The sequence below is a fragment of the Clostridioides sp. LIBA-7678 genome, assembly GCF_056716065.1.
In genome coordinates this window covers 1,460,777-1,485,306 of sequence record NZ_CP196987.1, presented here as the reverse complement: position 1 = coordinate 1,485,306, position 24,530 = coordinate 1,460,777, and the positions used below count along the sequence as shown (strand labels likewise).

Below are 24,530 nucleotides of genomic sequence, written 5' to 3'. Positions count from 1 at the left end.
AGTTATTTTTTACGATGATATTTAAAATTTATATCAATCTTTAAGTCACTCTTTGCGGTAGAGTGGCTTTTTACTTTTTTGATTAACTTGCTAATCAAGTAAACTATGTAACTAGCTGTTACACTAGCTAACACATTAAATAAAAAATTATCCATACATACTCACCTCCCCTATCAATGTTGGGAGGATAATCTTTTGTATGAACTCCACTCTATAAATTGTAGATTACATCTTCTTGCTAAAAATATTATAACATATATATTTACATATTTTTTCTATATATTACTTTTTTCATTATAATCATAGCTTCTTATTAAAAAACACCTACATAAGTAAGTGTTCTTTGGTATTCTTAATTATAAGTCTATATAATTAATATAAAATATAAAATTTCTTTATTTAAATTAATAAAAAAATACTTTCTTAAATATTATTCCAGATATCTTTATAAGCATATCCACTATAAGCATCTATAAAATACCATCCATATGTACCTACATCATATTTTGAATCTATTCTTACAGTATATACACTAATATCATTAATATTATCAAAGTCTATCATATCAACTACTAAACTATCAATACTAACATTATGTCTTCTGGCACACTCTTCTAATGCTAATTTTTTTGCTTTTTCTTCTGTTATCATTTCTGTGTCTTTATAATCATCTGGATTACAAACTTCCATAACTCCATTAACATTATATGTATATACTTTGCTCATATCATTTTTTTCTACACAATATCTAACATCACCCTCTGTTTCTCCAGTCATATAACCAAACATATAAAATTGTTTTCCTGAAAAATCAAAATTTTCATCTACTAAAAATATTGATTCTTCTCCTTTTTTAAGCTCATAATTGTAATAAACTTTTTCAACACCTAATAATTTTTTTACTTCATTAGCAGCATCTTCCATTGTATATTCTTTTCCAGTATCTGAATTTCCTATATTTTTTGTTACATTTAAACACTGTTGTAACACACTATCACTTAGATTTCCTATTGCTGTTATTTTAGTTGCACTTTTTAATAGAGTCTTATTGCTATTATCGTCAACTAGAACTGTTGGAGTATTTTTAGCTATTGTAGAACCAGCAAGTGCATACACTAAATCTGTTCCGCTAGCTATATAAAACTCTTTTGCTCCATTATAGAACTTATTTATTATCTTCTTATTAGTATCATATCTATCTACTCCACCCAATCTAGTTGAATTAGTATCATTTACTAAGTTATCACTCATTGATGAAGTACCTCCTATTATATAACTTTCTGTTCCAGTAGTGTTAAATGGTACACTCTTTCCATCAGTTAATACTATAGGTGCTTTATCTCTAACAGCTACAGAGGCAATACTCATAGCATCTGGTTCACCTTTAAAAGCATTAGTTAATATAACTTTACTAACCTTGTTAATAGCTCCTATTTCTTTTGCTACATTATAACTTGTCTTAATTCTATCACTACCTTGAAGTCTTTTAACTTCTATATTCTTATCTTTCAAAACGTTTTCAGTTGCTTTATCAATAGAACTTTCACCACCAATTATGTACACTTTATTAGCTTTTCCAACTCTTTTCATAGTTGCACTTGGTATATTATTCTTTTTAGTTAAAAGAATTGGTGAATTTGTTACTCCTGCAAGACCACTCGCACTTAATCCATCAGCCATAGTACTATCTGCATTTATAAGTATTGCAGTAGTATAGTTTTGTTTATCTGCAATGAGTCCAGCAGTTTCATATTTATCTGCACCTTGAATCTTATCGATTTTATCAATAGCATTAGCAGATATAGGACAAGCAACAACAAACATTGACATAGTTAACCCTAATGATAATAATTTTTTTAATCTCACAATATCTCCCCCTTTTATATATGAAATACCATACATTTTAATAATTCTACATTAAATTTTCTTTTCCTTCTTTACAATATTTATCTTCCCATTAATTTAAGCATATCCAAATACGTGTTATAATGTAACTGTAAAGAATTGATAAAATGAAAAAAGTAGTTCTAAGGCTGGACCTACATGATATAAAATAGTGACATAATTAGGTCAGTCCTACTGTTCTTTTATAAAACTAACTTATAAAGGGAGTGTACATATGAACATCAAATCAGCCTTCATAAGAAAAAGAAATGAAAAATTTCATGTATATGTGGAGTATGTGGAAGAAGAAACAGGTAAAAAGAAACAAAAAAGTTATGGAAGTTATAAAAAGAAAAAGGATGCTGAAAAACATTTAATTGAAATAAAATCTACTATAAACAATAATAGGTTTGTTGCTCCAAGTGATGCAACACTTGTAGAAAGATGTTACAAATATATAAAAGATAGAGAATGTAGTTTTTCTCCTAATACTGTTAGAAATAGAAAAAACATGATTAAAAATCAAATTGAAGTTTTCTTTAAAGATATGAAATTAATAGATATAACTCCTTCTATTTTACAGTCTTATATAAATAGCATATATAATGAACACATGTTAAATTCAGCAAAAAACCAAGTCGGTTTTATAAAATCGGTATTGAAAGAATCTTATAGCTTAAAAGAAATATCAGAAAATATTTGTGATTTTGTTACAACTCCAAGCAAAAAAAATAATTCAACTTCTAATTTTTATACAAAACAGGAAGCTCAATTATTATTAGAAAAATCAAAAAACACTCCTATAGGGATACCAATTTTTTTGATGCTAACTCTTGGATTACGTTTTGGTGAAGCTGTATCACTTAGATGGTCAGATGTAGACCTTGATAAAAAAATCATACATATAAATCAAACATTAGTTTATGTAGACAATAAAATAATCTTCAAAGACCCTAAAACCCCTAAATCAAAAAGAAAATTATTTGCTCCTGATGAACTTATAAGTTTACTTAAAGAGGAAAAATTAAAACAAAATAAGTTAAAATTACAGGGTATATTGAAAAATGAATTCGATTTGATATGCTTAAATAAAAGATTCAACCCATGGGTTCAACCAACTTTTGTTGATCCTTTTAAAAAGCTATTAAGAGATAATAATCTTAGAGATATAAAAGTACATGAATTAAGACATACAAATGCAACTTTAATGTTACTCTCAGGTACTAACATAAAAGCTATTTCTGAAAGATTAGGACATGCAGATATAAAAATAACTATGAATAGATATTCTCACCTATTAGATGAAATGGACAAAGAAGCATCTGAAAATATAAGCAAAATACTATTCAAATAATGGTCAGTTAAATGTCAGTTAAAGTACTTTTTTTCCTATTTGTCAGTTAAATGTCAGTAATATATATAATAGGATATACTTATAAAACGCTTAAAATCACTATCATTTAATAAAATCTATAATTATTTACTATTTGTTGTTGACATTAGTACTATACCATAGTTTATCATTTATACTAGAAATAAAATTATTAATTAATAGTTTAATATTTTTATAATAGATTTACAAGGAGTGGTAATAAATGGATACTAAAATATCTATAGACGAAAACATGAGCCTAGGTAAGAGGTTTTTTAAATACCTAGCACCATCTGTAGTTGCAATGTGGGTTTTCTCATTATATACAATGGTTGATGGAATATTTGTAAGTAAAGGAGTTGGTGAATTAGCTTTAGCCGCTGTAAACATATCAATGCCATTTATTAATTTTATATTTGCAGTTTCTCTGTTATTTTCAACTGGTGCATCTACTATAATTGCAATTTATCTTGGCAAAAAAGATATTAAGTCTGCAAATGAAGTCTTTTCATTTAACTTAGTATCAATAATTATATTATCTATAATTATTTTAGCTATAACTTTTTTTAATTTAGACAGATTAGCATTATTTTTAGGAGCCACAGAATCTACAATTGGTATGGTTAAAGATTATCTAGGAATAATAATATTTTTTAATGGCTTCTTTATAGTATCTTACTCTCTAGAAGTTATAATAAAAACTGATGGATTCCCAATATTAGCTACTGTTGGTGTAATAATATCTGCTCTTACAAACATCGTACTTGATTACTTATTTGTAATTGAATTTGGATGGGGTGTAAAAGGTGCTGGCATCGCGACAGGTCTATCTCAAGTCTTTTCTACTGTTTTTTTCTTGATACATTTTTTAAGAAAAAACTCAACTTTGAATTTTTCAAAATTTAAAGTCGATTTCAAAACACTTAGAAAAATTATATTTATAGGCTTCCCAGATTCGACTACTGAATTAAGTTGTGGTATAGTTGTCTTACTTTTTAACTTGAGTCTTACTAAATATATTGGTGAAAGTGCTCTTATCTATTACAGTGTTATAAATTATATAAATACATTGGTACTTATGACTATGATGGGTATAACTCAGGGTATGCAACCTCTTACTAGTTTTTATTACGGTGCAGGGAATATAGATAACGTAAAAAAATTATTAAAGATGGGGATAAAAGCCACAATAATAGCATCAATTGCTGTATTTGCAACTTGTATGGCTTTTTCAGGACCAATAGTTTCTTTATTCATACACCCAGAGGAAACCGTACTATTCAATGAAGGAATTCGCGTATTTAAAATATTCTCTATATCTTTCTTACTTGTAGGAATTAACGTAATAATTTCTGGATTCTTTGTTTCAGTAGAAAAACCATCAATTTCTACTGTTATATCCCTTGGTAGAGGACTTGTAATAGTTGTTCTAAGTCTAATTTCAATGATACTAATATTTGGCGGTCAAGGAATATGGATGACTACTATTGTTTCAGAATTTATATGCCTTATTTTATCAATAGTTTTCCTAAAAAAGAATTATTCTACATTAGACTCTAATCTAAATAAGGTTGCTTAAAGAATATTATGTAAAATATATAAAATAAAAAATACCTATTATACAATCTTGCAAAAACTAGACCTTTGCAAAAACTAGGATTATATAATAGGTATTTTATTTATGTAATTATTTTATTTCTAAATATCCATAACCATCTTTTGTTGAAGTTCCTTTCACTTCATACTCTACAGGCTTTTTAAATATTGGACCATCCACTACAAATGTATGATATTCACCATGTTCTCCACATGGGTCAGCACCTGCATCTTTTATCTTTTTCACAAGCTCTCTAGTCAATTTTTCTCCTAAGAATTCCTCTCCTAGATACTTTAAGTTTACTTTTGTTACAACACTGCAAAATCCACTTTCTATAAATTCATATACTAAATTTTCTCTACTCTCTTGCCACAATGGTAAACTTACTTTCATACCAACTGCATCACATCTATCAGAATCCCATTTTCTATGACTTTCTATGTCTATATCTCCATATGCACATATTGTTGCTCCCATATTTTTAGCTTTTATTAAAGCTCTCTCAAAACTCTCTTCATATCCTTCTACTCCACACTCAGCAACTAATAAAGGTAATCCTATATTGCTACTTACCTGTTTAAGCATATTATATTCTAAATTATGTGTCCATGATTTCCCATGTTCTTCACTTATAGTTGTCAAGAGTGCCACAGGCTTATATCCTTTTTTCAACATTCGATTTAATGCTAATATACTATCTTTACCACCACTAAATGACATTACAAATTTTTCATCAGCCAATTCTAACACCTCTTTCATCTAACTTTGTTTTGTTACCATAATTATACCAAATATCTGAGTTGTATAGCAAATTATATAGTACTTTAAATTACTAATTTACTATAAAAAATGTTCCCAATATTAAAAGTATAACACCTATGTACTTGTATAAATGCATTGTTTCTTGTCCTAAAATCACGCTATCAATAAAAAAACCAACTAGAACTTGAGATACAAGAGTTAATATAAGTGTATTTGATACGCCTAAATTTGGAATTGCTTTTACTGTAAAATATATTATTAGCCCACCAAATACTCCCCCTAGTAATAACTTATAGTTAAAACCATTTATAGACACCAAACACTTTAAATCACCTGTAACTATTATACTTGCCAAAAAAAATATTGCCCCCACAGTTAAGCTTATAAATGTTGCAACTAACGCTGTTGTACTTTTACCTAGTTCTCCATTTATAAAGGCTTCAAGAGCAGTAGACCCACCTGCTAATAATGCAAATATTATTGCCCATAATTTTGTCATGGACAAACCTCCTCCTATATAATTCTATTAATAAAAGTTTATGATACAACCTATCAATTAATTACTAAGTACAGTTTAATTTTTATACTTGGTGACTTTATTTGAATATAAATTTCTGTTATAATTGTTCTATTGATTTTGGAGGTGATTTTATGTACACAAATTTTAATATCGATTTTAATAACTTTAATAAAAAAGAAAATGCTACTAAGTTTATGTTAATGGGAGTATTACTCATCGTATTAGGAGTATTATGCCTTACATTTAAGACATTAGGGATAAAACTAATTTCTTGGACTTTTGGTATTGCTCTTTTATTCTTTGCATATTTAAATCTAAAAAATATCAATGAATTAAAAAGATATGCTACTAAAGAAGAAATTAAGCCCTCTACTAATGTTCAATGGATTCTAATAATTGCATGTATATTACTTTTTATATTTCCGCAAAAAATACAAAGTATATTTTCATTATTTTTAGGATTTTATTTAATATTTAATCAATTGGTGGCACTTGTAAATAGCAAAAACAATCCATATTCTAAATTTACAACTTGGAATATAATTAAGACTCTATTTGGCATATGTCTTATACTGTCTCCACTTTTTCTATCTAGATTTATAGTATCAATAATGTCCTTTTTCATAATATTATTTGGACTAACTCTATTCTTTTCTGGAAATAATGCAAGAAAATATTAAATATTTTCTTGCATTATTTTCATATAATTTAAAATAGAATTTGTTTAAGTTATATATTTATGGTAATATGTTTTTTGTACAAGTCCAGTGTACAATTTTATTAGAAATAGGTGATTACTTTGGATAAATTTAAATATGCTTTTGATAATAAAAGGTATCATACTTGGAATTATTATCTTAGAAATACTTTTGGTGAAAAAGTTTTTAAGGTATCAATAAATGCAGGATTTACTTGCCCAAACATTGATGGAAGTATTGGCTATGGTGGATGTACCTATTGTAGCAAGGAAGGTTCTGGTGACTTTGCTGGTAACCCTAAAGATAATCTTATTAGTCAATTTTATAATATAAGAGAAATGATGTTAAAAAAATGGCCTCATGCAAAATATATTGGTTACTTTCAAGCCTATACAAATACGTATGCTCCTCTTGAAATTTTAAAAGAAAAGTATGAAACCATATTAGAACTAGATGATGTCATAGGTCTTTCAATATCAACAAGACCTGACTGTTTGCCAGATGATGTTGTAGAATACTTATCTGAACTAAATAAAAGAACTAACTTATGGGTTGAGCTTGGCCTTCAAACGATTCATGATTCCACATCTAAAATTATAAATAGAGGTCATGATTATAAATCGTTTGTAGAAGGTGTTGAAAAACTAAAGGCTAAAAATATAAAGGTTGTTGTACACATTATAAACGGTCTTCCTGGCGAAGATTATAATATGATGATGGAAACTGCAAAAGCTGTTGGTAAAATGGGTGTAGATGGCATAAAAATCCATCTATTACATGTTATAAAAGACACTCCTATGGAAAAGATGCTACAAAATGGCATGCTAACTCTTATGGAACAAGATGAATATATAAATCTAGTATGTGACCAATTAGAAATACTTCCCGAAACTATGATAATCCATAGACTTACTGGTGATGGCAAAAGAGATGAACTAGTTGGCCCTTTATGGAGTCTAAAGAAATGGGAAATTTTAAATCAAATTGATGATACCTTGAAAGCTCGAAATTCTTATCAAGGTTGCAAGTTTTTTTAATTATGTATATGTATTGCACATAAAACAGTATCAAAATAATAATAACTATAGAAAGAGTTATGTAAACATGATTCTCTCTATAGTTATTTAGTATTTATAAAACAAGATATTAATTTGTATATTTTATAGTATATAATAAAAAATTTAATTTATATTTCTAAATTAACTACAATTACCTATAATTTTATGTAACATTATTAATTTCAATGTTTTTAAATCTCAATACCTTTAAACCTCTAATTCTAAATACTTTCTGTTTTTTCAATCTGCTTTAACTTGTTGGATTTACAAAACATTTTTATTCCATCATAAGAAAGATTAAGTGCTACTACTGCTGATATTAGCATCAGCATCACTCCAAATAACTTCCATAAAGAAAAATTTTCTCCTAATATAGTACAACCGATTATTACAGAACCAACTAGCTCTACTGATGCCACAACACCTGCAACAGATAACTCTACTCCCTTAGATATACCTGCTGCATAAAAAATATATGCCAGTGCAGCTGGTACAACACCTAACATTAACATACAAGATAAAATATTTAAATCTTTAGCATAATACAGTATCTCCCAAGGTCTAGCAGATGGAATCATAAAGATAGCTCCAAATAAGAAACTGTATACTAATATTGTCGAACTTGAGAATTCTTTCAAGGCATTTTTACTAATAGTTGGCATAAGTGCATATGCTATTGCTGATAATATACCAAGTAAAAGTCCAAAAGCACTTAAATTTTGAAAATCTAAACTTCCACCAGTCACTGCCATAACTGCACCCATAAAGCAAAAAATAAGTGAAAGTACTTTACTTCTAGTAATGCTCTCTTTATAACAGATTTTTGAAAATACTGCTAAAAATAATGGTGAAGTATATAATAAAACTGCTGCTACTGATACACCTACAGTTTCAATTGCTTTAAAATAACATAAGTTAAACATAGCTTGACATATAATACCTATTATTATTGAATATATGATTCCTTTTTTACTTATTTTTAAAATATGTGGTGTTCTTATAGAAGAATATACTCCCAAAACTATAAACCCAAAAAACAACCTTGTAAATGCTACCTGTTCTGATGTCAATCCATTTCCCATTAAAAACTTTCCAAATAAACCAAGTGTAGCCCATAATATTCCTGCTGTCGCTATAAATACATACCCTTTACTTTTTTCTCCCATTTTAAAATCCCCTCTAATTTTATTTAAGTCAATGCACATCGTTTTTGTTAAGCAAAAATTATGCCACTTTAATCCAATATGTGTCGACACCAAAAACCTAGTATTTTCAATAATACTGATAAATCTTCAATTTTTTCATATTTGTTTCATATACATTTTAAGTTGATTTAGACTTGTTTTAATTGTAAAATAAGTTATATATAACTTATTTAAAGTTAAAATAGACTGAAACTTATATATTATATAAATATTAAATTTTAATTATATTTAACAAATTAAACCTATTTTAATATATCATTAAAATTTTAGGAGGACAACGGAAAAATGAATTTTGAATTAGATTTGGAATTTTACCAAAAGATATTGGAGGCTTCTCATGACGAAATATGTGCCTCTGATAATAAAGGAATAATAATATATTGTAATAAAGCATTTGAGGAAAATTACGGTCTAAAAAAAGAAGATATTTTAGGGAAAAACGTTTCTTTTTTAGAAGAATCTGGATATTCAACAAAAAGCCCCATACCAGTTGTATTAAAAACAAAGTCTAAATTTTCACTAGAACAAGATACTCAAACAGGAAAAAAACTCATTATAACTGCTACCCCTGTATTTGATGAAAATGGAAACTTAGAATTTACTGTTGAGAATTGTAGAGACATAACTGAACTTAATAATATAAAGAATAAACTTGAAGATACAAGAAAACAAGTAAAAAAATATAAGTCTGAAGTAGAAACGTTATATAGAACTGCTCTTAGAATTGAAGATACTGTAATTATGGATGGTCTAGTTATGAGACCTATCATAAATACAGTAAATCATGTTTCTAAAACAGACGTAAGTGTTCTTCTCTTGGGAGAATCAGGAACAGGAAAAAGTTCACTTGCTAGATATATACATCACAATAGCAATAGAGCTAATGGTCCATTTATAACCATAAATTGTGCTACTATATCTCCACAACTCCTTGAATCTGAACTTTTTGGATATACTTCAGGTGCTTTTACAGGTGCAAGTACCAGGGGTAAGGTTGGACTTGTAGAATTAGCTGATGGAGGTACTCTTTTCCTAGATGAAATAGGAGATATACCACAAAATTTACAAGCAAAATTTTTACAATTAATACAAGATAAAACTTTTACCCCAGTTGGAAGTTTAAAAAACAAAAAAGTTGATATAAGGATTATATCTGCTACAAATGCTGATTTAATTTCAAAAGTAAAGGAAAAAAAGTTTAGAGAAGATTTGTATTATAGATTAAACGTTATAGAAATAAAATTACCCCCTCTTAGAGAAAGAAAAGATAATCTCGTAGAAATTATAAAATATTATTTTAATAGGTATTCAAGTGACTTTAATTTAAATAAAACTATTTCTAAAGAGGCTATAAATATTATTGCAAACTATAGATTCCCAGGTAATATAAGAGAATTACAAAATATAATTCAAAAAATCTTACTTACTTGCACAAATAATCATATAACAGTAAATGATTTACCAAATATACTTACAAAAAATGTAACTATTGACAATAATGAAAATAAATTGAATATATCTCAAATTAATGAAGATATAGTATCTGATTTAACATCCATTAATTGTAAGAATAAAAATCTTGACACACTAATTATGGAATATGAAAAAAATATAATTTTGGATAGTTATGAAAAATTTGGCAGCTCTTATAAAGTAGCTAAACACCTTGAAATTTCTCAATCTAAAGCTAGTAGGTTAATTAGAAAGTATACTAATACTTAATTTTAAATTTGATAAACAAAAACTTAACACTATTTACATATTGTAAATTTGGCCATTTACTGGTATTATGAATATGGTTGAAATTATTTAAATAAATATGATTGACTTAGTTTCATATATTTACCATTAAACTTTTATCATAAATATCATATCATAATAATATATTTAATAAGTCTAACAAACTATACGAGGTGTAAATATGTTAATGAATACTCATTTTATTATGGCAAAATCAATACTTGATAATATAGATGAAAATAAAACATTCTTTATAAGTGAAAAAAACTTTATATATGGTAATATAAAGCCAGATGCTTTTTCTAAATATAAATTAAAAAAACACTATTTAGATGAATCATTTAATATGGTTGTTTCCAAAATAAACTATTTGTGTAGTCTTACTATAGATAGTCTTTCTAAATATTTCTCAGTAAGCAGACTTAGCCAAGAGCTAGGAGTTATATGTCACTTTCTATGCGATTTTTTCTGTGTAGCTCATAGTGAACGTTGGGAATTTAAACATAGTCTAAATAAACATGTTACTTATGAAAGAGAACTTGGAGCATTTGCAAAAGATGTTGATTTGTCTAAAATTAAAGGTACTAGTATAAATAACGGTTTTGAAAAATTTTTTACTAAGCTTTACAATGAATATAAAAAGAAAACTGATTATATGAATGATTTAAAGTTTTCAGCTTATACTTGTAATAGTGTTATAAATTATATATTGGATGCTATTTTATCTAATACAATAAAATCATATCATATAGCAAATTGTGGTTAATTTAAGAACTTTTGAACTTATAATTAAGTATAATCAAAATGACTGCTCTATAGAATATAAAAGATAATTTTATAATTCTTTAGAACAGTCATTTTTTATATTAAGTAAACAAAATCTCTAAAATTAATTACTTAATATATTTGTAGGAAAATATATTCCATTAAATTTTTATTAACTATATAAATCTTGTATCTAACTATTTATCGCCATTATAACATCAATAGCATTTTTCACACTATCCACTATATAATTTGCACTTTGTTTTACTTCTTCCCTCGCTTTGGACATTGCAAAACTGTATTTAAATCCTTCCAACATGCAAATATCATTTGGAGAATCTCCAATAGTAGCAACCTCATCTGGACTTACATTTAAAGTTTTTATTACATGTTCTATACTTCCTCTTTTTGATACACTTTTAGGTACTATATTTAAAGTATAAGTTCCAGAAAAATATATTTCTAATACATCACTGAACTCACTTTTTAGATACAATTCTATTCTAGATAACTCTTCTAAATTTTCAGAGCATACCCCTATATTTCCTATAAGGTTATCAAAACTACTTCTTTTCTCAAAGTCAGGGTCAACTATGAAATCACTAGAATAGTGTCTAAAAGCAGTTGTATCACTACCCACGATTACATCACCCTTATACTTAAAGTACAATTGTGCATCACTTGACTCAAATCTATCAATAACTTTTCTCACTAAATTATCGTCTATAGTTCTTTTAAAAATTACATTATAATCTTTATCATGTATAAATGAGCCATTTTCACATATATAATATCCATTCATATCTAAATTGTCTTTAATAATATTACGAGCCTGTTTAAATATTCTACCTGTAGCAACATTAAACTGCACACCCTTTTTTTCTACTTCTTCAATTGCTGATATATCCTCTTCTGTTATAGTTCCATTTTCGTATAGAGTTCCATCTAAATCACAAAATATATGTTTTATCATAAATTAAAAGCCTCCAAAAATGATTTTATATTATACCAATGCTTTAAATATATCCAATATAATAATAATTTAAAGCTTTTCTAATTGTATTCTCAATTCATTAAGCAAATCTCTAGTAGCTCTTAATCTTATCTTTCTTCTATCTCCATTAAATATATTTTTTTTCACTACCGTTTTCCCATTTATATATATTGCAGTATAAACTAATCCTACAGGCTTCTCTTCAGTTCCTCCGCCAGGTCCAGCTACTCCAGTTGTAGATATGCCTATATTAACTCCTAGCCCTTTAGCAACGCCCTCAGCCATTTCTATTGCTGTTTGCTCACTTACTACTCCAAATTCTTCTAAAGTTTCTCTTTTTACTCCTAATCTTTTCATTTTAGCCTCATTAGAATATGTTACACAACCTTCAAGAAACACAGAAGATATTCCTGAATAATTTATAAGAGATGAAGAAACTAAACCTCCAGTACAAGATTCAGCTACTGCTATTGTTAAGTTTTTTTCTACAAGAAGTTTAGCAACAGCATCTTCTAATGCAGTCTCTCCTTCAGACACTGAAATATCACCTTCAGTATATACATATTTACCAACTCTATTTTTTATTTCTTCTTCCACTGATTTTATTAATTCAAAAGCATCCTCTTCATTTTTAGCTTTTGCAGTTATTCTTATTGTAACTTCTAACTCCTTTGCATACAAAGCAACTGTTGGATTGGTTTGTTCATTGATTATATCGAGAATTTCTAATTCCAGATTTGACTCCCCTATTCCATATAGTCTTAAAGTCTTAGATACTAGCATTTCATTTGTAAATTGTTGTAAGTAAGGTTTGACACTCTCATTAAACATAGCTTTCATTTCTCTTGGTGGTCCAGGTAATACTATTATACTTTTATCATTTTTCTTTAGAATTGCTCCTGGAGCTGTACCATTATTATTTTTTAGTACTATAGCATCTTTTGGAAAGTATACTTGTTTCATATTGTTTTCAGCCATTTTTCTTCCTGTTTTAACGAAGAAAGATTCCAAAACTTCTAATGATGGTTTATGTAATTCTAGTTCCTGACCAAAGTATTCTGCTGCAGTTTCTTTTGTCATATCATCACCAGTTGGTCCAAGACCACCTGTAGTAATTACTAAATCACTTCTCTTTAAACTTTCATCAAAACATTCTAAAAGTCTTTGCTTATTGTCTCCAACTGTACTCTGATGGTATACTTCTATTCCCAATGATGCAAGTTCTTTAGCCAAAAATTGAGAATTTGTATTTACTATATCACCTAATAATATTTCTGTTCCTACACTTATTATTTCAGCTTTCAAAATTTATCACTCCTTGATTTTATAGCCATTAAGACTAGTCTTAAGTTCATAACAATAATTTTAGCAAAAATAATAACATAAATAAAGTTAAAAAATCATTTAAATATATCTTTAAATTAGATTATTACTCCAAAACCACACATGATACAAACTTCATATATAGTGGTACTTTCATCATCAACTCTTAATTCATATAATTAAGTAAGTAAATAAAAAATTTAATTTAAAATAATAAAAATCAAAATAGGAGTGTATAATATGAAAATAGCAGTTATAATGGGTGGAATATCATCAGAGAGAGAAGTTTCTTTAAACTCAGGAAAAGAGATATATAATAATCTTGATAAAAATAAATATGATGTTGTAAAAGTAATAATAGATGATAAAAAAGATATATTTACAAAAATACCAGAAGATGTAGATTTTGCAATACTTGCCCTACATGGTAAGTTTGGAGAAGATGGATGTATTCAATCAATACTTGAAACTATGGATATACCATATTCTGGATGTGGACCTCTTTGCAGTGGAATGTGTATGGATAAAAATATAACTAAAAAAATGCTTAGAGATTCAAATCTTCCTACTGCTCCATGGGCTTTAGTAAAATCAGTTGATGAAATAGACTATGATGAAATAGATAAGATAGGTTATCCAGTATTTATAAAACCAAATTCAGGAGGTTCAAGTGTAGCCACATTCTTTATTCATTCTAAAGATGAAGTTGAGGATGCAGTTCGCAAAGGACTAGAAGTTGATGAATTTGTAATGATTGAAAAATATATACCAGGTGGAGAATATACTTCATTTATACTAAATGGAGAAGTATTCCCTACAATATCTATAAAATCCGATTCAGGTTTCTTTGATTATGAAGCTAAATACTCAATTGAAAAAGGAGCAAAAGAAGAAGTTGTTTATTTAGAAGATGAACTTCAAAAAAGAGTAAATGAAATTTCTGAGACTTGTTGGAAAATTTTTAATTGCAAAGCATATGTAAGAGTTGATATGATTATAAGTGAAGGTATTCCATATGTTCTTGAGCTAAATACTCTTCCTGGCATGACTCAAACTAGTTTAATTCCTAGAAGTGCATCTGCTAGAGGTATTAAGTATAGTGAGCTATTAGATAAACTTATAGAATACTCTTTAAATTAGATAAAATAATTTGAGGTGGTAATTTGATATTTTCAAATCTAAAATTAAATGATAATGAACCAATTTATATACAAATTAAAAATTATATAAGTGATATGATATCAAAAGGATTAATTCCAGACAATAGTAAGCTCCCTTCTACAAGGGAGCTTAGTCAGCTTTTACAAGTTAGTCGAAATTCTATAGTCTTAACCTATGAAGAATTAAAATCTGAAGGACTAATCTACTCTATTTCTGGAAAAGGTACATTTGTTAAATCAAAGAATAAATCTTCAAATACTACATGGTCTTTGAACTGGGACTGTTTAGAGAATACATACTCCAAAAAAGCTAATGAATTGGATATTATAAAAAGTGAGATTCCTTGGAGCTCTGACTTAATCTCATTTAAAAGTATCTCTCCAGATGGAGATTTATTTGATATGGAAGAATTCAAAAAATCTTTTCTAAATAGAATATCGTTAGAAGGTCACAAATTGCTCAATTATGGATATGCACAGGGTTACAAACCCCTTATTGATTATTTACTAAAATACATGACAAACAAGGGTGTTGATATTAATAACAAAGATATACTAATAACAAATGGATTTACAGAAGGCTTTGACATTATTATGTCATCTTTTACTCAAGAAAAAGATTACATAATATGTGAGAATCCTACTCATAATACTGCTATAAAAATTATGAAATCGCATAATCTTAATATTTTAGGTGTAGACATACATGAAGATGGTTTGGATTTTAATATGCTAGAGAAACGCTTAATTGAGTACAAAAATAAAATAAAATTTGCATATATTACACCTTCTTATCACAATCCTACAGGGATTGTAATGACTCCTGAAAATAGATACAAATTCTATAATCTTATGAAAAAGTATAACATAGCAATTATAGAAGATGGTTTTAATGAAGAATTGCTCTACAATAGTTCTCATATATTTCCTATCTGCTCTCTTGACAATATGAATAATGGAGTTGTATATATTGGCAGTTTCTCGAAAATTTTATTTCCTGGAATGAGAATTGGATGGATATTTGCAGATAAAAAAGTAATCGATAAGTTAGAAAGTGTTAAAAGATGCAGAAATATACATGTATCATTTTTGGACCAAGGAATTTTATTCGATTATTTGAGCAATGGTGCTTTTGAAAAATATGTTAAAAAAATACGTAAATTCTATGGAGATAAATTTAACTTTGCATATGAATGTATAAAAAAATATATAAACACAGAATACATCTTAGGTGATGGTGGTTTGCATATATTTATAAAATTAAAAAACATAGATACTAGAAAACTATTGGAAAAATGTTATGAAAAAAATGTTATATTTATGCCTGGAGATTTATTCTTTACAGACGATTCTGGTTATGACACTCTAAGACTTGGATTTTCTAGGTTATCTTTCAAAGACATTGAAATTGGAATAAAAATAATTGGAGAAACTATAGATGAAATGTCCTAGGTTAACTAAATATTGTTAGCCTAGTTTATTTTTATGATGTATAATATATATAGTTTATATGAATCTAACACTGGGGGATAATATGAGTAAAAAGTCAAAACGAAAAAAGATTAATAAATTAAAATTAACAATTGTAATAACTGTATTATTTCTTGCCTTATTATCTATATATGAGATACTTTTCTCTAATCCTAACAAAAAAGATAACATAAACAGCCAAGAAACTATGCAAAATAAAAACAATACAACAGATGATTCTAAAAATAATCAAAGCTCTAGTAAAAAGCAGGAAGACAACAATATCAAACCTACTTTTTCATATTCTTCAATACCAGATAATATAAAAACCAAGATGATTGGTAAATCTATGCCTTCTGATGAACCTATAAGCTTTGATAGCCTATCTTATTTAAAGCTTACATACTATGGATTTGATGAAAAGACTCATCAAGGAGAAATGATAGTAAATAGTGAACTAGCTCCAGAAATTGTGGATATTTTTAAGGAATTATACGAAAAAAAATATCCAATTGAAAAAATCAAACTAATAGATGATTATGATGCTGTAGATGAAAAATCTATGTCTGATAATAATACCTCATCATTTTGTTATAGAACTGTAGCTGGTACAAGTGTCGTTTCAAACCATGGTAAAGGACGTGCTATAGATATAAATCCATTACAGAATCCTCAAGTTTCTGGAGATAATGTTAGTCCTAAAGTAAGCACAGTCTATGCTGATAGGTCTACTTCGAAATTTGGAATGATAAAAAAAGGTGATGATTGTTATAATGCTTTTGTAAGCAGAGGTTGGAGTTGGGGTGGATATTGGAAAAACCCAGACTATCAACATTTTGAAAAATAATAGATTAGAAATAAAGGTGAATTATATGAATTTAATGACATTGGAAAACATAAGTAAAAGTTATTCCGAAAAAAAATTACTTGAAAGTATATCTCTTGGAATCAATGATGGTGAAAAAATAGGACTCATTGGTGTAAATGGAACTGGTAAATCTACTTTACTTAAGATTATTGCAGGAGTTGAAGAAAGCGAAACTGGTAATATAACAAAAACTAATGGTATTAGAATAGAGTATCTACCTCAAAACCCAACTTATAATGAAAATTCAACTGTACTTGAACAAGTATTTAATGGGACTTCAGAGGAATTAAAACTACTTGGTGAATATCAAGAAATTTTGGAAAGACTTAATTCAAACTTTACAGATGAATTGAATAAAAAATTATTATCAATACACGAAAAAATAGATGCTTTAAATCTTTGGGATTTGGAAAGTGAAGCCAAGTCAGTGCTTACGAAACTTGGTATAAATGATTTTAATCAAAAAATAGCAGAACTTTCTGGAGGTCAAAGAAAGAGAGTTTCTTTAGCATCAGCCCTTATTACTCCTTGTGAGCTTTTGATACTGGATGAGCCTACTAATCATCTAGATAATGATACTATAGATTGGCTTGAAGAATATCTCAATTCAAGAAAAGGTTCACTACTTATGATAACTCATGATAGATACTTTTTGGACCGTGTTACGAATAGAATCATTGAACTAGATAAAGGTAGATTATTTAGTTATGATGGTAATTATTCAATATTTCTAGAAAAGAAAATGGAAAGACTTGCACTAGAAGCAAGTATTGAAGATAAAAGACAAAATTTAATTAGAACAGAACTTGCTTGGGTTAGACGAGGAGCTCAAGCTCGTAGTACAAAACAAAAAGCTCGTTTACAAAGATTCGATGAACTTACAAACAGGGAAACTTTCAAGCCTGATGAAAATCTTGATATATCAGTTGCATCAAGTAGGCTTGGAAATAAAATAATAGAAATACACAATATATCCAAAGCTTTTGAAGGTAATACAGTTATAGATAACTTAGAATATACTTTAGCTCGTACTGATAGAATTGGTATAATAGGAAAAAATGGTATGGGTAAATCAACCCTTATAAACATACTTAATGGAGAAATAGAACCTGATAGTGGATATATTTCAATTGGAGATACAGTTAAAATAGGTTGTTTTTCTCAAGATGACTCTCATATGAACATTGATATGAGAGCTATAGACTATGTAAAAGAAGCTAGTGATTATATAGAGACTTCAGATGGTACTAGAATTACAGCTTCTCAGATGTGTGAAAGATTCCTTTTTAATGGTACCATGCAGTATACTTTGATAGGTAAATTATCTGGTGGTGAAAGAAGAAGACTCCACCTTCTTAGAATCCTTATGACGGCTCCTAATGTACTTCTGTTGGATGAGCCTACAAATGACTTAGATATTGAGACACTTAAAATCTTAGAAGAATATCTTGATGAATTTAGAGGTGTAGTAATTACAGTATCACATGATAGATATTTCTTAGATAGAATTTGTAATAAAATATTTGCATATGAAGGAAATGGAAAAATCCATGTATATACAGGTAATTACAGTGATTATCTTATATATAGAGAGATTCAAGGAATTGAGTTTGAAGAGTCTAAAAAGGAGTCAATAAAAAAAGACGATTCTACTACTTCAAAAAAAGAAAAACCTAAAAATGATAAAAAACTCAAATTCTCATATAATGAACAAAGAGAATTTGAAAATATTGAATCTGATATAGAAAAACTTGAATCTAAAATTTCAACACTTGATGAAAGTACTTCAAAATTTTCAACTGACTTTACTAAGCTTCAAGAAATTTTAGATGAAAAGTCAAGACTAGAAAAGGAACTTGAACATAAATATGAGAGATGGGAATATTTAAATAATCTAGCTGATGAAATAGCTAATAATAAATAATTATATGTTAATATTAAGTTTAATAATTTCTAATTTAAATTTACAGGTTTAAATATATTTTCATAATTTTAACACTAAAAAAGAGGCTTATCTCCATTTTGAGATAGCCTCTTTTATAATTATCTTCTAACTTTTACATTCCGATATATCCTATAATAAGCTTCCTTATATTTATATATCCAGTCTTTCAACATAGTGACAATTAACTTCAATATGATTTAAAAAAACTAACAATCTTTCATAAAGTGGATAAGATTCTTCTCCATATTTAGCTTCTAGGTTCTCGCCTATCGCTCTAACAGTCCTTTGACCATCAATCTGTAAAAATACGAAACTAGAATATTCATCTAGTTCTATTTTTTTATATTTAGGTATCCTAGCTTTTAACTTTCTAAAAAACTTTTGGATTTTATGGTCCTGTTTTTCAAGTATCGTTACAATACTATTTTCATCTACTTCATATTCAAGTCCACTAGTAATTTTAAATACAATATCTAAAACATCATTACTCTTGCTCATTATTTTTTACTTTAGATAAAACAATAGGTAATGCTGTAAGTACAACTAAAACTACCAATAAAGCAATTGCCATTGAATTTGTTGCGGCAAATCCACTTGGTACTTTTGGAGTTATAACTCCAGTTACTTGTAATATTATACCTATTAAACCAATGATAGAACCACCAGCAACAAGACCAGAAGATAAACTTATACCATTAGAAACTTTAACTTCTTTTTCTTTTTCAGTTTTAGATACCAATTCAACAAATAAACGGATTAATGCTCCAACTAATATTATAGAAGTAGTTGCTATTGGTAAATAGAATCCTATAGCTATAGTCATTATTGGTAAATTTAATGCATATAAAACAATTGCCATAAATACTCCAACAATAATCATAACCCAAGGTAAACTACCTGACATAATACCAGAAGTTAATGTTGACATTAAGTTAGCTTGTGGTAATGCAAATTGAACATTATCACCAGTTGCTTTAAGTTGGTCAGAAAGTAATAAAATTACTCCAACAACAACTATAACACCAACTATACTTGCAATTGTAAAGTAACGTTGCATTTCATTTTTGCTACCACCAATGATATAAGTTACTTTTTGAGATTGAGTATAACCTCCAGCTATAGCAATAGCAACAACTATAAATGAACCAAATAAAAGTAATGATTTATTAGCTTCTAAATCAGTCCAGCCCATTACAACAAATACTAATGTTACAATAACTAGAGAAGCAATAGTCATACCAGAAACTGGAAGGTTTGATGTTCCTATTGTTCCTGTTAAACGTCCTGCTACTATAACAAATAATAAAGATAATAAAAGAGATATGATAGCTCCAATAATTGCCATAGCAATATTACCAGAAATTAAGAACGCTGCTAGGAATCCAACAACTACTCCACCTAATAAAAGTATCATTTGTATAGATGAACCTTCTTCTCCTTCTCCAGTACTTGATTTAGCTTTAAGTGTTTCTTTTATAGAAGCGATTATAGTTGGTATAAGCTTTATTGCACCAATAATACCACCACAAAGCATCATACCAGCACCTATATATTTTACATAACTACTAGATATAGCTCCAACATCCATTTGGTTAAGAGGCATTGCAGGATTATTCCATACCATAGCTCCATCTCTAGCCATATCTGTAAAATATCCTATTAAAGGTGCGATACCAAAGTTTGATAATATACTTCCTGCAAACATTGTTAAAGAAACTTCAAGTCCTACTATAAATCCAATTCCTAAAAGTAGAGGATTTACTTCGATATCAAATTTCCATTTGTAGAACTTACTTCCTACAAGACTCATTACATTGTTTGCTACATTTAGGAATGAACCAGTTAATACAGTAATAAATCCACTTATTACAAATCCTATTCCCATGTACTTAATTGAATCTCCACCAGCTTCTGAAGCAACAAGTGTCTCAGATATAGCCATTGATTCTGGGTACATAAGTTTACCATGTTCTTCAACTATTAGATAGTTGTGAACTATAGCAGCAACTCCTATACCAAATAAAACTCCACCAACTCCAACAGCTAAGCCTTCTAAAAATGTAATTTGGCTTCCAATTAATATAACTGCTGGTAATACGAAAATGAATCCACTTGCAACAGATTCTCCACCACTTGACATACCTTGGATTAAGTTCTTACCAAGAATACCCTTTTGACGAGCAAATGCTCCAACAAAAGCAGAACCTATTATAGCTCCTGGAATACCAGCTGCAACAGTAAGACCAGCCTTCATTCCAGAATAAGTTGTAGATGCGGCAAAAATGGCAGCTAAAATGATACCGATAATCAGTACAGCTACATTTCCACCGGTTCTGGACTTATCTGTGATGTAAGGAACGTAATCTTTTCCACTAACCTCACCATAAGCACCCTTAGGTAATTTTTTGTTCATAAAATTTTCACCCCTTTTCAGTTTGTATATATTATAACATATATACATATAAAACTTAACTTTTTATTATTTTACAAATAGCGAGTTAAAGTTGCTAAAATTTAACCCCATATTATTATTTTCTATTTTTAGATATTTTTATGCTAATATTCTTTTTATTTTTCAATTATACTAAAAAGCATTAAGATAAAAAATAAAAAAAATTTTTAATATAAAATTAAATTTGTTAAAAAAACACTTTAAAACACGCAAAAGTATAAAAAATACAATAATCATTCCCATAAACAAATTTTCATCACAGTAAAAATGTACAGAAAATTCTTTCTTTTGTGTAAATTGAGTCATTCTAAAAAACAGGTGTCATAAAGAAATTTCTGCAATAACTTTACGACACCTGTCATAATAAAAAATCACTCTGGTAGTGCTTTTTTATTTACTTTTCCGATTGGTGTAACTGGTATTTTATCTATCCTCATTATTATTGTTGGAATCATATATGGAGGTAGATGCTCGTTTAAATATTCTCTAACTGCTCTTTCATTTACCTTATCACTATCTTTATCATCAATAACATAATAGGCACATATATACATATCTCCATCATCATTTGTCCTTGATATACAAACAACACTTTTAATTTCTGCAATATTGTTTATTATATTTTCAATCTCATATAACTCTATCCTAAACTCATCAATTTTTACTTGATTATCCATTCTTCCAATATAATCTAAATTTCCATCATCTAGCCATCTTACTAAGTCACCAGTCCTATACATTAACTTATTATATTCACAAGTTTTATAAGGATTTTCTACAAATACTTGCTCTGTTAACCCTTTTTTATTTAAATAACCTCTTGATATTTGAATCCCTGATAGACATAACTCTCCTGGAACTCCAATTGGACATAGTTTATTCTTTTTATCCAATACATACGCATAAGTATTAAATATAGGTTTACCTATTGGTATTTTTCCGTATTCCTTATCTACATGGAAAGAAGTTGATACAACAGTAAATTCTGTTGGCCCATATTCATTATACAACTCATAGTTACGTTTTCTATACCCTTTTAGTCTTTCTCCTCCAGTCTGTACAACTCTAAGTGAACTATTATTACAATTTTGTATAAACAATTTTGCAAATGCTGTTGGTAATGCTAAAATAGTTATATCATTTTCCTCACAATATTCATTTACTGTATATTCATCAAATTTAGCTTCTTCAGGCATAATATTTATTGATGCACCTATAAGCAAATATGGAAATAACTGTTTCATTACAGCATCAAAGCTAAAGCTTAAGTATATGCCACATATATCATCTTCTGTAGCATTTATTACTTTTACACTATAATAGCACATATTTACTAGACTTTTATGCTCTATGGCTATAGTCTTTGGTCTACCAGTTGAACCTGATGTAGATATCGTATATGCACAGTTTGATGGTGTTATTTCTGCAGTCAATTCATATCCTATTTTGAATATATTTTCATTATTTATATCAAGTACTATAGTATTTTCATTTACAACTTTGCATCTAAGTTCATCTGTAGTTATCACTACTTTTGCATTACTATCTTCAAGAAGATAATTTAATCTTTCTTCTGGATTGCTTGTATCTATTGGAAAAAAAGCTCCACCTGATTTCATAATCCCTATTGCTGTAATAATTATATTAATATCTCTTGGTAACATTACAGCTACTATATCTTCACTTTTTACTCCGATATGATTTAAATAACCTGCAAGTTTATCAGTTAACTCATCTAATTCTCTATATGTTAAATTTCTATTTTCATCTCTAACTGCTATATTATCAGGTGTTATTTTAGCTTGTTCTCTAAATAAATCAATGTAGTTTTTATCATATGGCACTTTATATTGATTATTATTGAAGTCTTCTAATAATACTTTTTCTTCTTTCTTACAGACAAATTCTAAGTCTTCTATTAAAATATCGTTATCTTTTATTATTTGTTCTATTATATAATCAAATTGATTCAGTATTCTTCTAATAGTTTCTCTTTTGTATATAGAAGGCTTATATTTTATTTTTATTTTAAGTGCCCTCTTTGTATATACTATTACAGATAAATCATATCCTTTTTTTTCTATGTCATAGTCATATGATAAATCAAAACTTTTAGCTACAAATATGGTATTTATAAGTTTAGTATTTAGATGATTTTTATTCTCTATATCCGATAACAAATAATATCCATATTCTAAAGACCTACTCCATTGTCTTTTTAACTTTCTTACAACATCTATAAATTTCTCACTTTGTCTAACCTTAACTCTTATTGGAATTATATTTATTGTTTTTCCAAAAACTACATCATCTTCATATATATATTTTTGAAGTATAAGACCATATATAGTTTCTATGATAGAACTTATGCTGATATTATTATTTTTAGAATACCGAATTAATCTTTCATGTTTCTCAATATTCATCTTAAAAACTTCATCTACTACTTCGTCAGAACAGTCTTTATAAAAAAAATCATTTGGAATTTTTGCTATATTTGTATAATCATCTAACAAATCCATCCAATAATTCATAGCTCGTTCTAAATTAACTTCATACATATCAAAATTCCCCCTTACTACTAAATCTATAGAAAAATTCTTTTGGAATTTTATTTTCGCGATACAGAAATATATCAATAATACATATGCAAGCTCTAAACACATGAGCTTGCATAAAATTATACTTATTATAACTGCTAAATTCTTAATATTTTC

20 protein-coding genes are annotated in these 24,530 nt (G+C 27.9%); 10 read left to right on the top strand and 10 right to left on the bottom strand.

The features are described 5' to 3' along the window. Positions 1-2: 2 nt before the first annotated feature. Both ACTG46_RS07155 and ACTG46_RS07150 read right to left on the bottom strand, forming a co-directional pair. Positions 3-155 (bottom strand): type I toxin-antitoxin system toxin, encoded by a 153-nt coding sequence (locus ACTG46_RS07155; protein WP_004454589.1) that lies wholly within the window; start codon positions 153-155, stop codon positions 3-5. A 268-nt stretch (positions 156-423) separates the two neighbouring features. Then, positions 424-1,866: a cell wall-binding repeat-containing protein gene (locus ACTG46_RS07150; protein ID WP_479923820.1), complete on the bottom strand. Its 1,443-nt coding sequence runs from the start codon at positions 1,864-1,866 to the stop codon at positions 424-426. 253 nt (positions 1,867-2,119) lie between these two features. Between ACTG46_RS07150 and ACTG46_RS07145 the strand changes: the two genes are divergently transcribed. Next, entirely contained in the window at positions 2,120-3,238 is a 1,119-nt protein-coding gene (locus ACTG46_RS07145) for a tyrosine-type recombinase/integrase (RefSeq protein ID WP_479923819.1), read from the top strand. A gap of 241 nt (positions 3,239-3,479) precedes the next feature. Then, positions 3,480-4,835, top strand: coding sequence for an MATE family efflux transporter (locus ACTG46_RS07140; protein ID WP_054269898.1), 1,356 nt, complete (start codon positions 3,480-3,482; stop codon positions 4,833-4,835). Positions 4,836-4,943: 108 nt separating this feature from the next. Here the strand turns inward: ACTG46_RS07140 and ACTG46_RS07135 are convergent, their stop codons facing one another. Continuing rightward, positions 4,944-5,603, bottom strand: coding sequence for a Dph6-related ATP pyrophosphatase (locus ACTG46_RS07135; protein ID WP_407811823.1), 660 nt, complete (start codon positions 5,601-5,603; stop codon positions 4,944-4,946). A gap of 82 nt (positions 5,604-5,685) precedes the next feature. Further along, the gene (locus tag ACTG46_RS07130; RefSeq protein WP_003429356.1) at positions 5,686-6,114 is read right to left on the bottom strand and encodes a DMT family transporter; all 429 of its coding nucleotides are present in this window, start codon (positions 6,112-6,114) and stop codon (positions 5,686-5,688) included. Between the two features lie 152 nt (positions 6,115-6,266). Here ACTG46_RS07130 and ACTG46_RS07125 point away from each other — a divergent pair, with 152 nt between their 5' ends. Next, positions 6,267-6,815 carry a DUF308 domain-containing protein gene (locus ACTG46_RS07125; protein WP_479923818.1) on the top strand — a complete coding sequence of 183 codons (549 nt, stop codon included), beginning with the start codon at positions 6,267-6,269 and terminating at the stop codon, positions 6,813-6,815. A 119-nt stretch (positions 6,816-6,934) separates the two neighbouring features. Beyond that, positions 6,935-7,870, top strand: a complete 936-nt coding sequence (gene mnmL, locus ACTG46_RS07120) for a tRNA modification radical SAM protein MnmL/YtqA (RefSeq protein WP_054269895.1) — start codon at positions 6,935-6,937, stop codon at positions 7,868-7,870. A 242-nt stretch (positions 7,871-8,112) separates the two neighbouring features. Here the strand turns inward: mnmL and ACTG46_RS07115 are convergent, their stop codons facing one another. Continuing rightward, on the bottom strand, positions 8,113-9,057 hold the full coding sequence (locus ACTG46_RS07115; RefSeq protein WP_054269894.1) for a DMT family transporter: 945 nt from the start codon (positions 9,055-9,057) through the stop codon (positions 8,113-8,115). 324 nt (positions 9,058-9,381) lie between these two features. Between ACTG46_RS07115 and ACTG46_RS07110 the strand changes: the two genes are divergently transcribed. Continuing rightward, positions 9,382-10,818 (top strand): sigma-54 interaction domain-containing protein, encoded by a 1,437-nt coding sequence (locus tag ACTG46_RS07110; protein ID WP_054269893.1) that lies wholly within the window; start codon positions 9,382-9,384, stop codon positions 10,816-10,818. Positions 10,819-11,017: 199 nt separating this feature from the next. After that, positions 11,018-11,602, top strand: coding sequence for a zinc dependent phospholipase C family protein (locus ACTG46_RS07105; RefSeq protein WP_054269892.1), 585 nt, complete (start codon positions 11,018-11,020; stop codon positions 11,600-11,602). 192 nt (positions 11,603-11,794) lie between these two features. Here ACTG46_RS07105 and ACTG46_RS07100 read toward each other — a convergent pair whose 3' ends face one another. Beyond that, entirely contained in the window at positions 11,795-12,574 is a 780-nt protein-coding gene (locus ACTG46_RS07100; RefSeq protein ID WP_479923817.1) for an HAD family hydrolase, read from the bottom strand. 69 nt (positions 12,575-12,643) lie between these two features. Beyond that, a complete protein-coding gene (locus ACTG46_RS07095; protein ID WP_479923816.1) occupies positions 12,644-13,900 on the bottom strand; it encodes a competence/damage-inducible protein A in 1,257 nt (418 codons plus the stop codon). Between the two features lie 258 nt (positions 13,901-14,158). On the opposite strand from ACTG46_RS07095, the gene ACTG46_RS07090 reads away from it, so the two are divergent. The 4 genes from ACTG46_RS07090 (at position 14,159) to ACTG46_RS07075 (ending at position 19,340) form a co-directional block, all read left to right on the top strand. After that, positions 14,159-15,058, top strand: coding sequence for a D-alanine--D-alanine ligase (locus ACTG46_RS07090; protein ID WP_479923815.1), 900 nt, complete (start codon positions 14,159-14,161; stop codon positions 15,056-15,058). A 23-nt stretch (positions 15,059-15,081) separates the two neighbouring features. Beyond that, positions 15,082-16,530: a MocR-like transcriptional regulator DdlR gene (gene ddlR / locus ACTG46_RS07085; RefSeq protein ID WP_054269888.1), complete on the top strand. Its 1,449-nt coding sequence runs from the start codon at positions 15,082-15,084 to the stop codon at positions 16,528-16,530. Between the two features lie 82 nt (positions 16,531-16,612). After that, positions 16,613-17,395 (top strand): M15 family metallopeptidase, encoded by a 783-nt coding sequence (locus ACTG46_RS07080; RefSeq protein WP_407813587.1) that lies wholly within the window; start codon positions 16,613-16,615, stop codon positions 17,393-17,395. A 25-nt stretch (positions 17,396-17,420) separates the two neighbouring features. Then, positions 17,421-19,340 carry an ABC transporter ATP-binding protein gene (locus tag ACTG46_RS07075; protein ID WP_407813627.1) on the top strand — a complete coding sequence of 640 codons (1,920 nt, stop codon included), beginning with the start codon at positions 17,421-17,423 and terminating at the stop codon, positions 19,338-19,340. Between the two features lie 171 nt (positions 19,341-19,511). Here ACTG46_RS07075 and ACTG46_RS07070 read toward each other — a convergent pair whose 3' ends face one another. The 3 genes from ACTG46_RS07070 to ACTG46_RS07060 form a co-directional block, all read right to left on the bottom strand. Further along, positions 19,512-19,859: a PqqD family protein gene (locus ACTG46_RS07070; RefSeq protein ID WP_054269886.1), complete on the bottom strand. Its 348-nt coding sequence runs from the start codon at positions 19,857-19,859 to the stop codon at positions 19,512-19,514. Continuing rightward, a complete protein-coding gene (locus tag ACTG46_RS07065; protein WP_054276369.1) occupies positions 19,846-21,774 on the bottom strand; it encodes an OPT family oligopeptide transporter in 1,929 nt (642 codons plus the stop codon). The genes ACTG46_RS07070 and ACTG46_RS07065 overlap by 14 nt, the downstream gene beginning before the upstream one ends. A 410-nt stretch (positions 21,775-22,184) precedes the next feature. Next, entirely contained in the window at positions 22,185-24,374 is a 2,190-nt protein-coding gene (locus tag ACTG46_RS07060; RefSeq protein WP_054269884.1) for an amino acid adenylation domain-containing protein, read from the bottom strand. Positions 24,375-24,530 lie beyond the last annotated feature (156 nt).

Bases quoted from the DNA above. Each gene is read 5' to 3' on its own strand.
- ACTG46_RS07155 (WP_004454589.1), bottom strand. From the start codon at position 155: ATGGATAATTTTTTATTTAATGTGTTAGCTAGTGTAACAGCTAGTTAC.
- ACTG46_RS07145 (WP_479923819.1), top strand. From the start codon at position 2,120: ATGAACATCAAATCAGCCTTCATAAGAAAAAGAAATGAAAAATTTCAT.
- ACTG46_RS07140 (WP_054269898.1), top strand. From the start codon at position 3,480: ATGGATACTAAAATATCTATAGACGAAAACATGAGCCTAGGTAAGAGG.
- ACTG46_RS07130 (WP_003429356.1), bottom strand. From the start codon at position 6,114: ATGACAAAATTATGGGCAATAATATTTGCATTATTAGCAGGTGGGTCT.
- ACTG46_RS07125 (WP_479923818.1), top strand. From the start codon at position 6,267: ATGTACACAAATTTTAATATCGATTTTAATAACTTTAATAAAAAAGAA.
- ACTG46_RS07115 (WP_054269894.1), bottom strand. From the start codon at position 9,057: ATGGGAGAAAAAAGTAAAGGGTATGTATTTATAGCGACAGCAGGAATA.
- ACTG46_RS07110 (WP_054269893.1), top strand. From the start codon at position 9,382: ATGAATTTTGAATTAGATTTGGAATTTTACCAAAAGATATTGGAGGCT.
- ACTG46_RS07105 (WP_054269892.1), top strand. From the start codon at position 11,018: ATGTTAATGAATACTCATTTTATTATGGCAAAATCAATACTTGATAAT.
- ACTG46_RS07100 (WP_479923817.1), bottom strand. From the start codon at position 12,574: ATGATAAAACATATATTTTGTGATTTAGATGGAACTCTATACGAAAAT.
- ACTG46_RS07090 (WP_479923815.1), top strand. From the start codon at position 14,159: ATGAAAATAGCAGTTATAATGGGTGGAATATCATCAGAGAGAGAAGTT.
- ACTG46_RS07080 (WP_407813587.1), top strand. From the start codon at position 16,613: ATGAGTAAAAAGTCAAAACGAAAAAAGATTAATAAATTAAAATTAACA.
- ACTG46_RS07075 (WP_407813627.1), top strand. From the start codon at position 17,421: ATGAATTTAATGACATTGGAAAACATAAGTAAAAGTTATTCCGAAAAA.
- ACTG46_RS07070 (WP_054269886.1), bottom strand. From the start codon at position 19,859: ATGAGCAAGAGTAATGATGTTTTAGATATTGTATTTAAAATTACTAGT.
- ACTG46_RS07065 (WP_054276369.1), bottom strand. From the start codon at position 21,774: ATGAACAAAAAATTACCTAAGGGTGCTTATGGTGAGGTTAGTGGAAAA.
- ACTG46_RS07060 (WP_054269884.1), bottom strand. From the start codon at position 24,374: ATGTATGAAGTTAATTTAGAACGAGCTATGAATTATTGGATGGATTTG.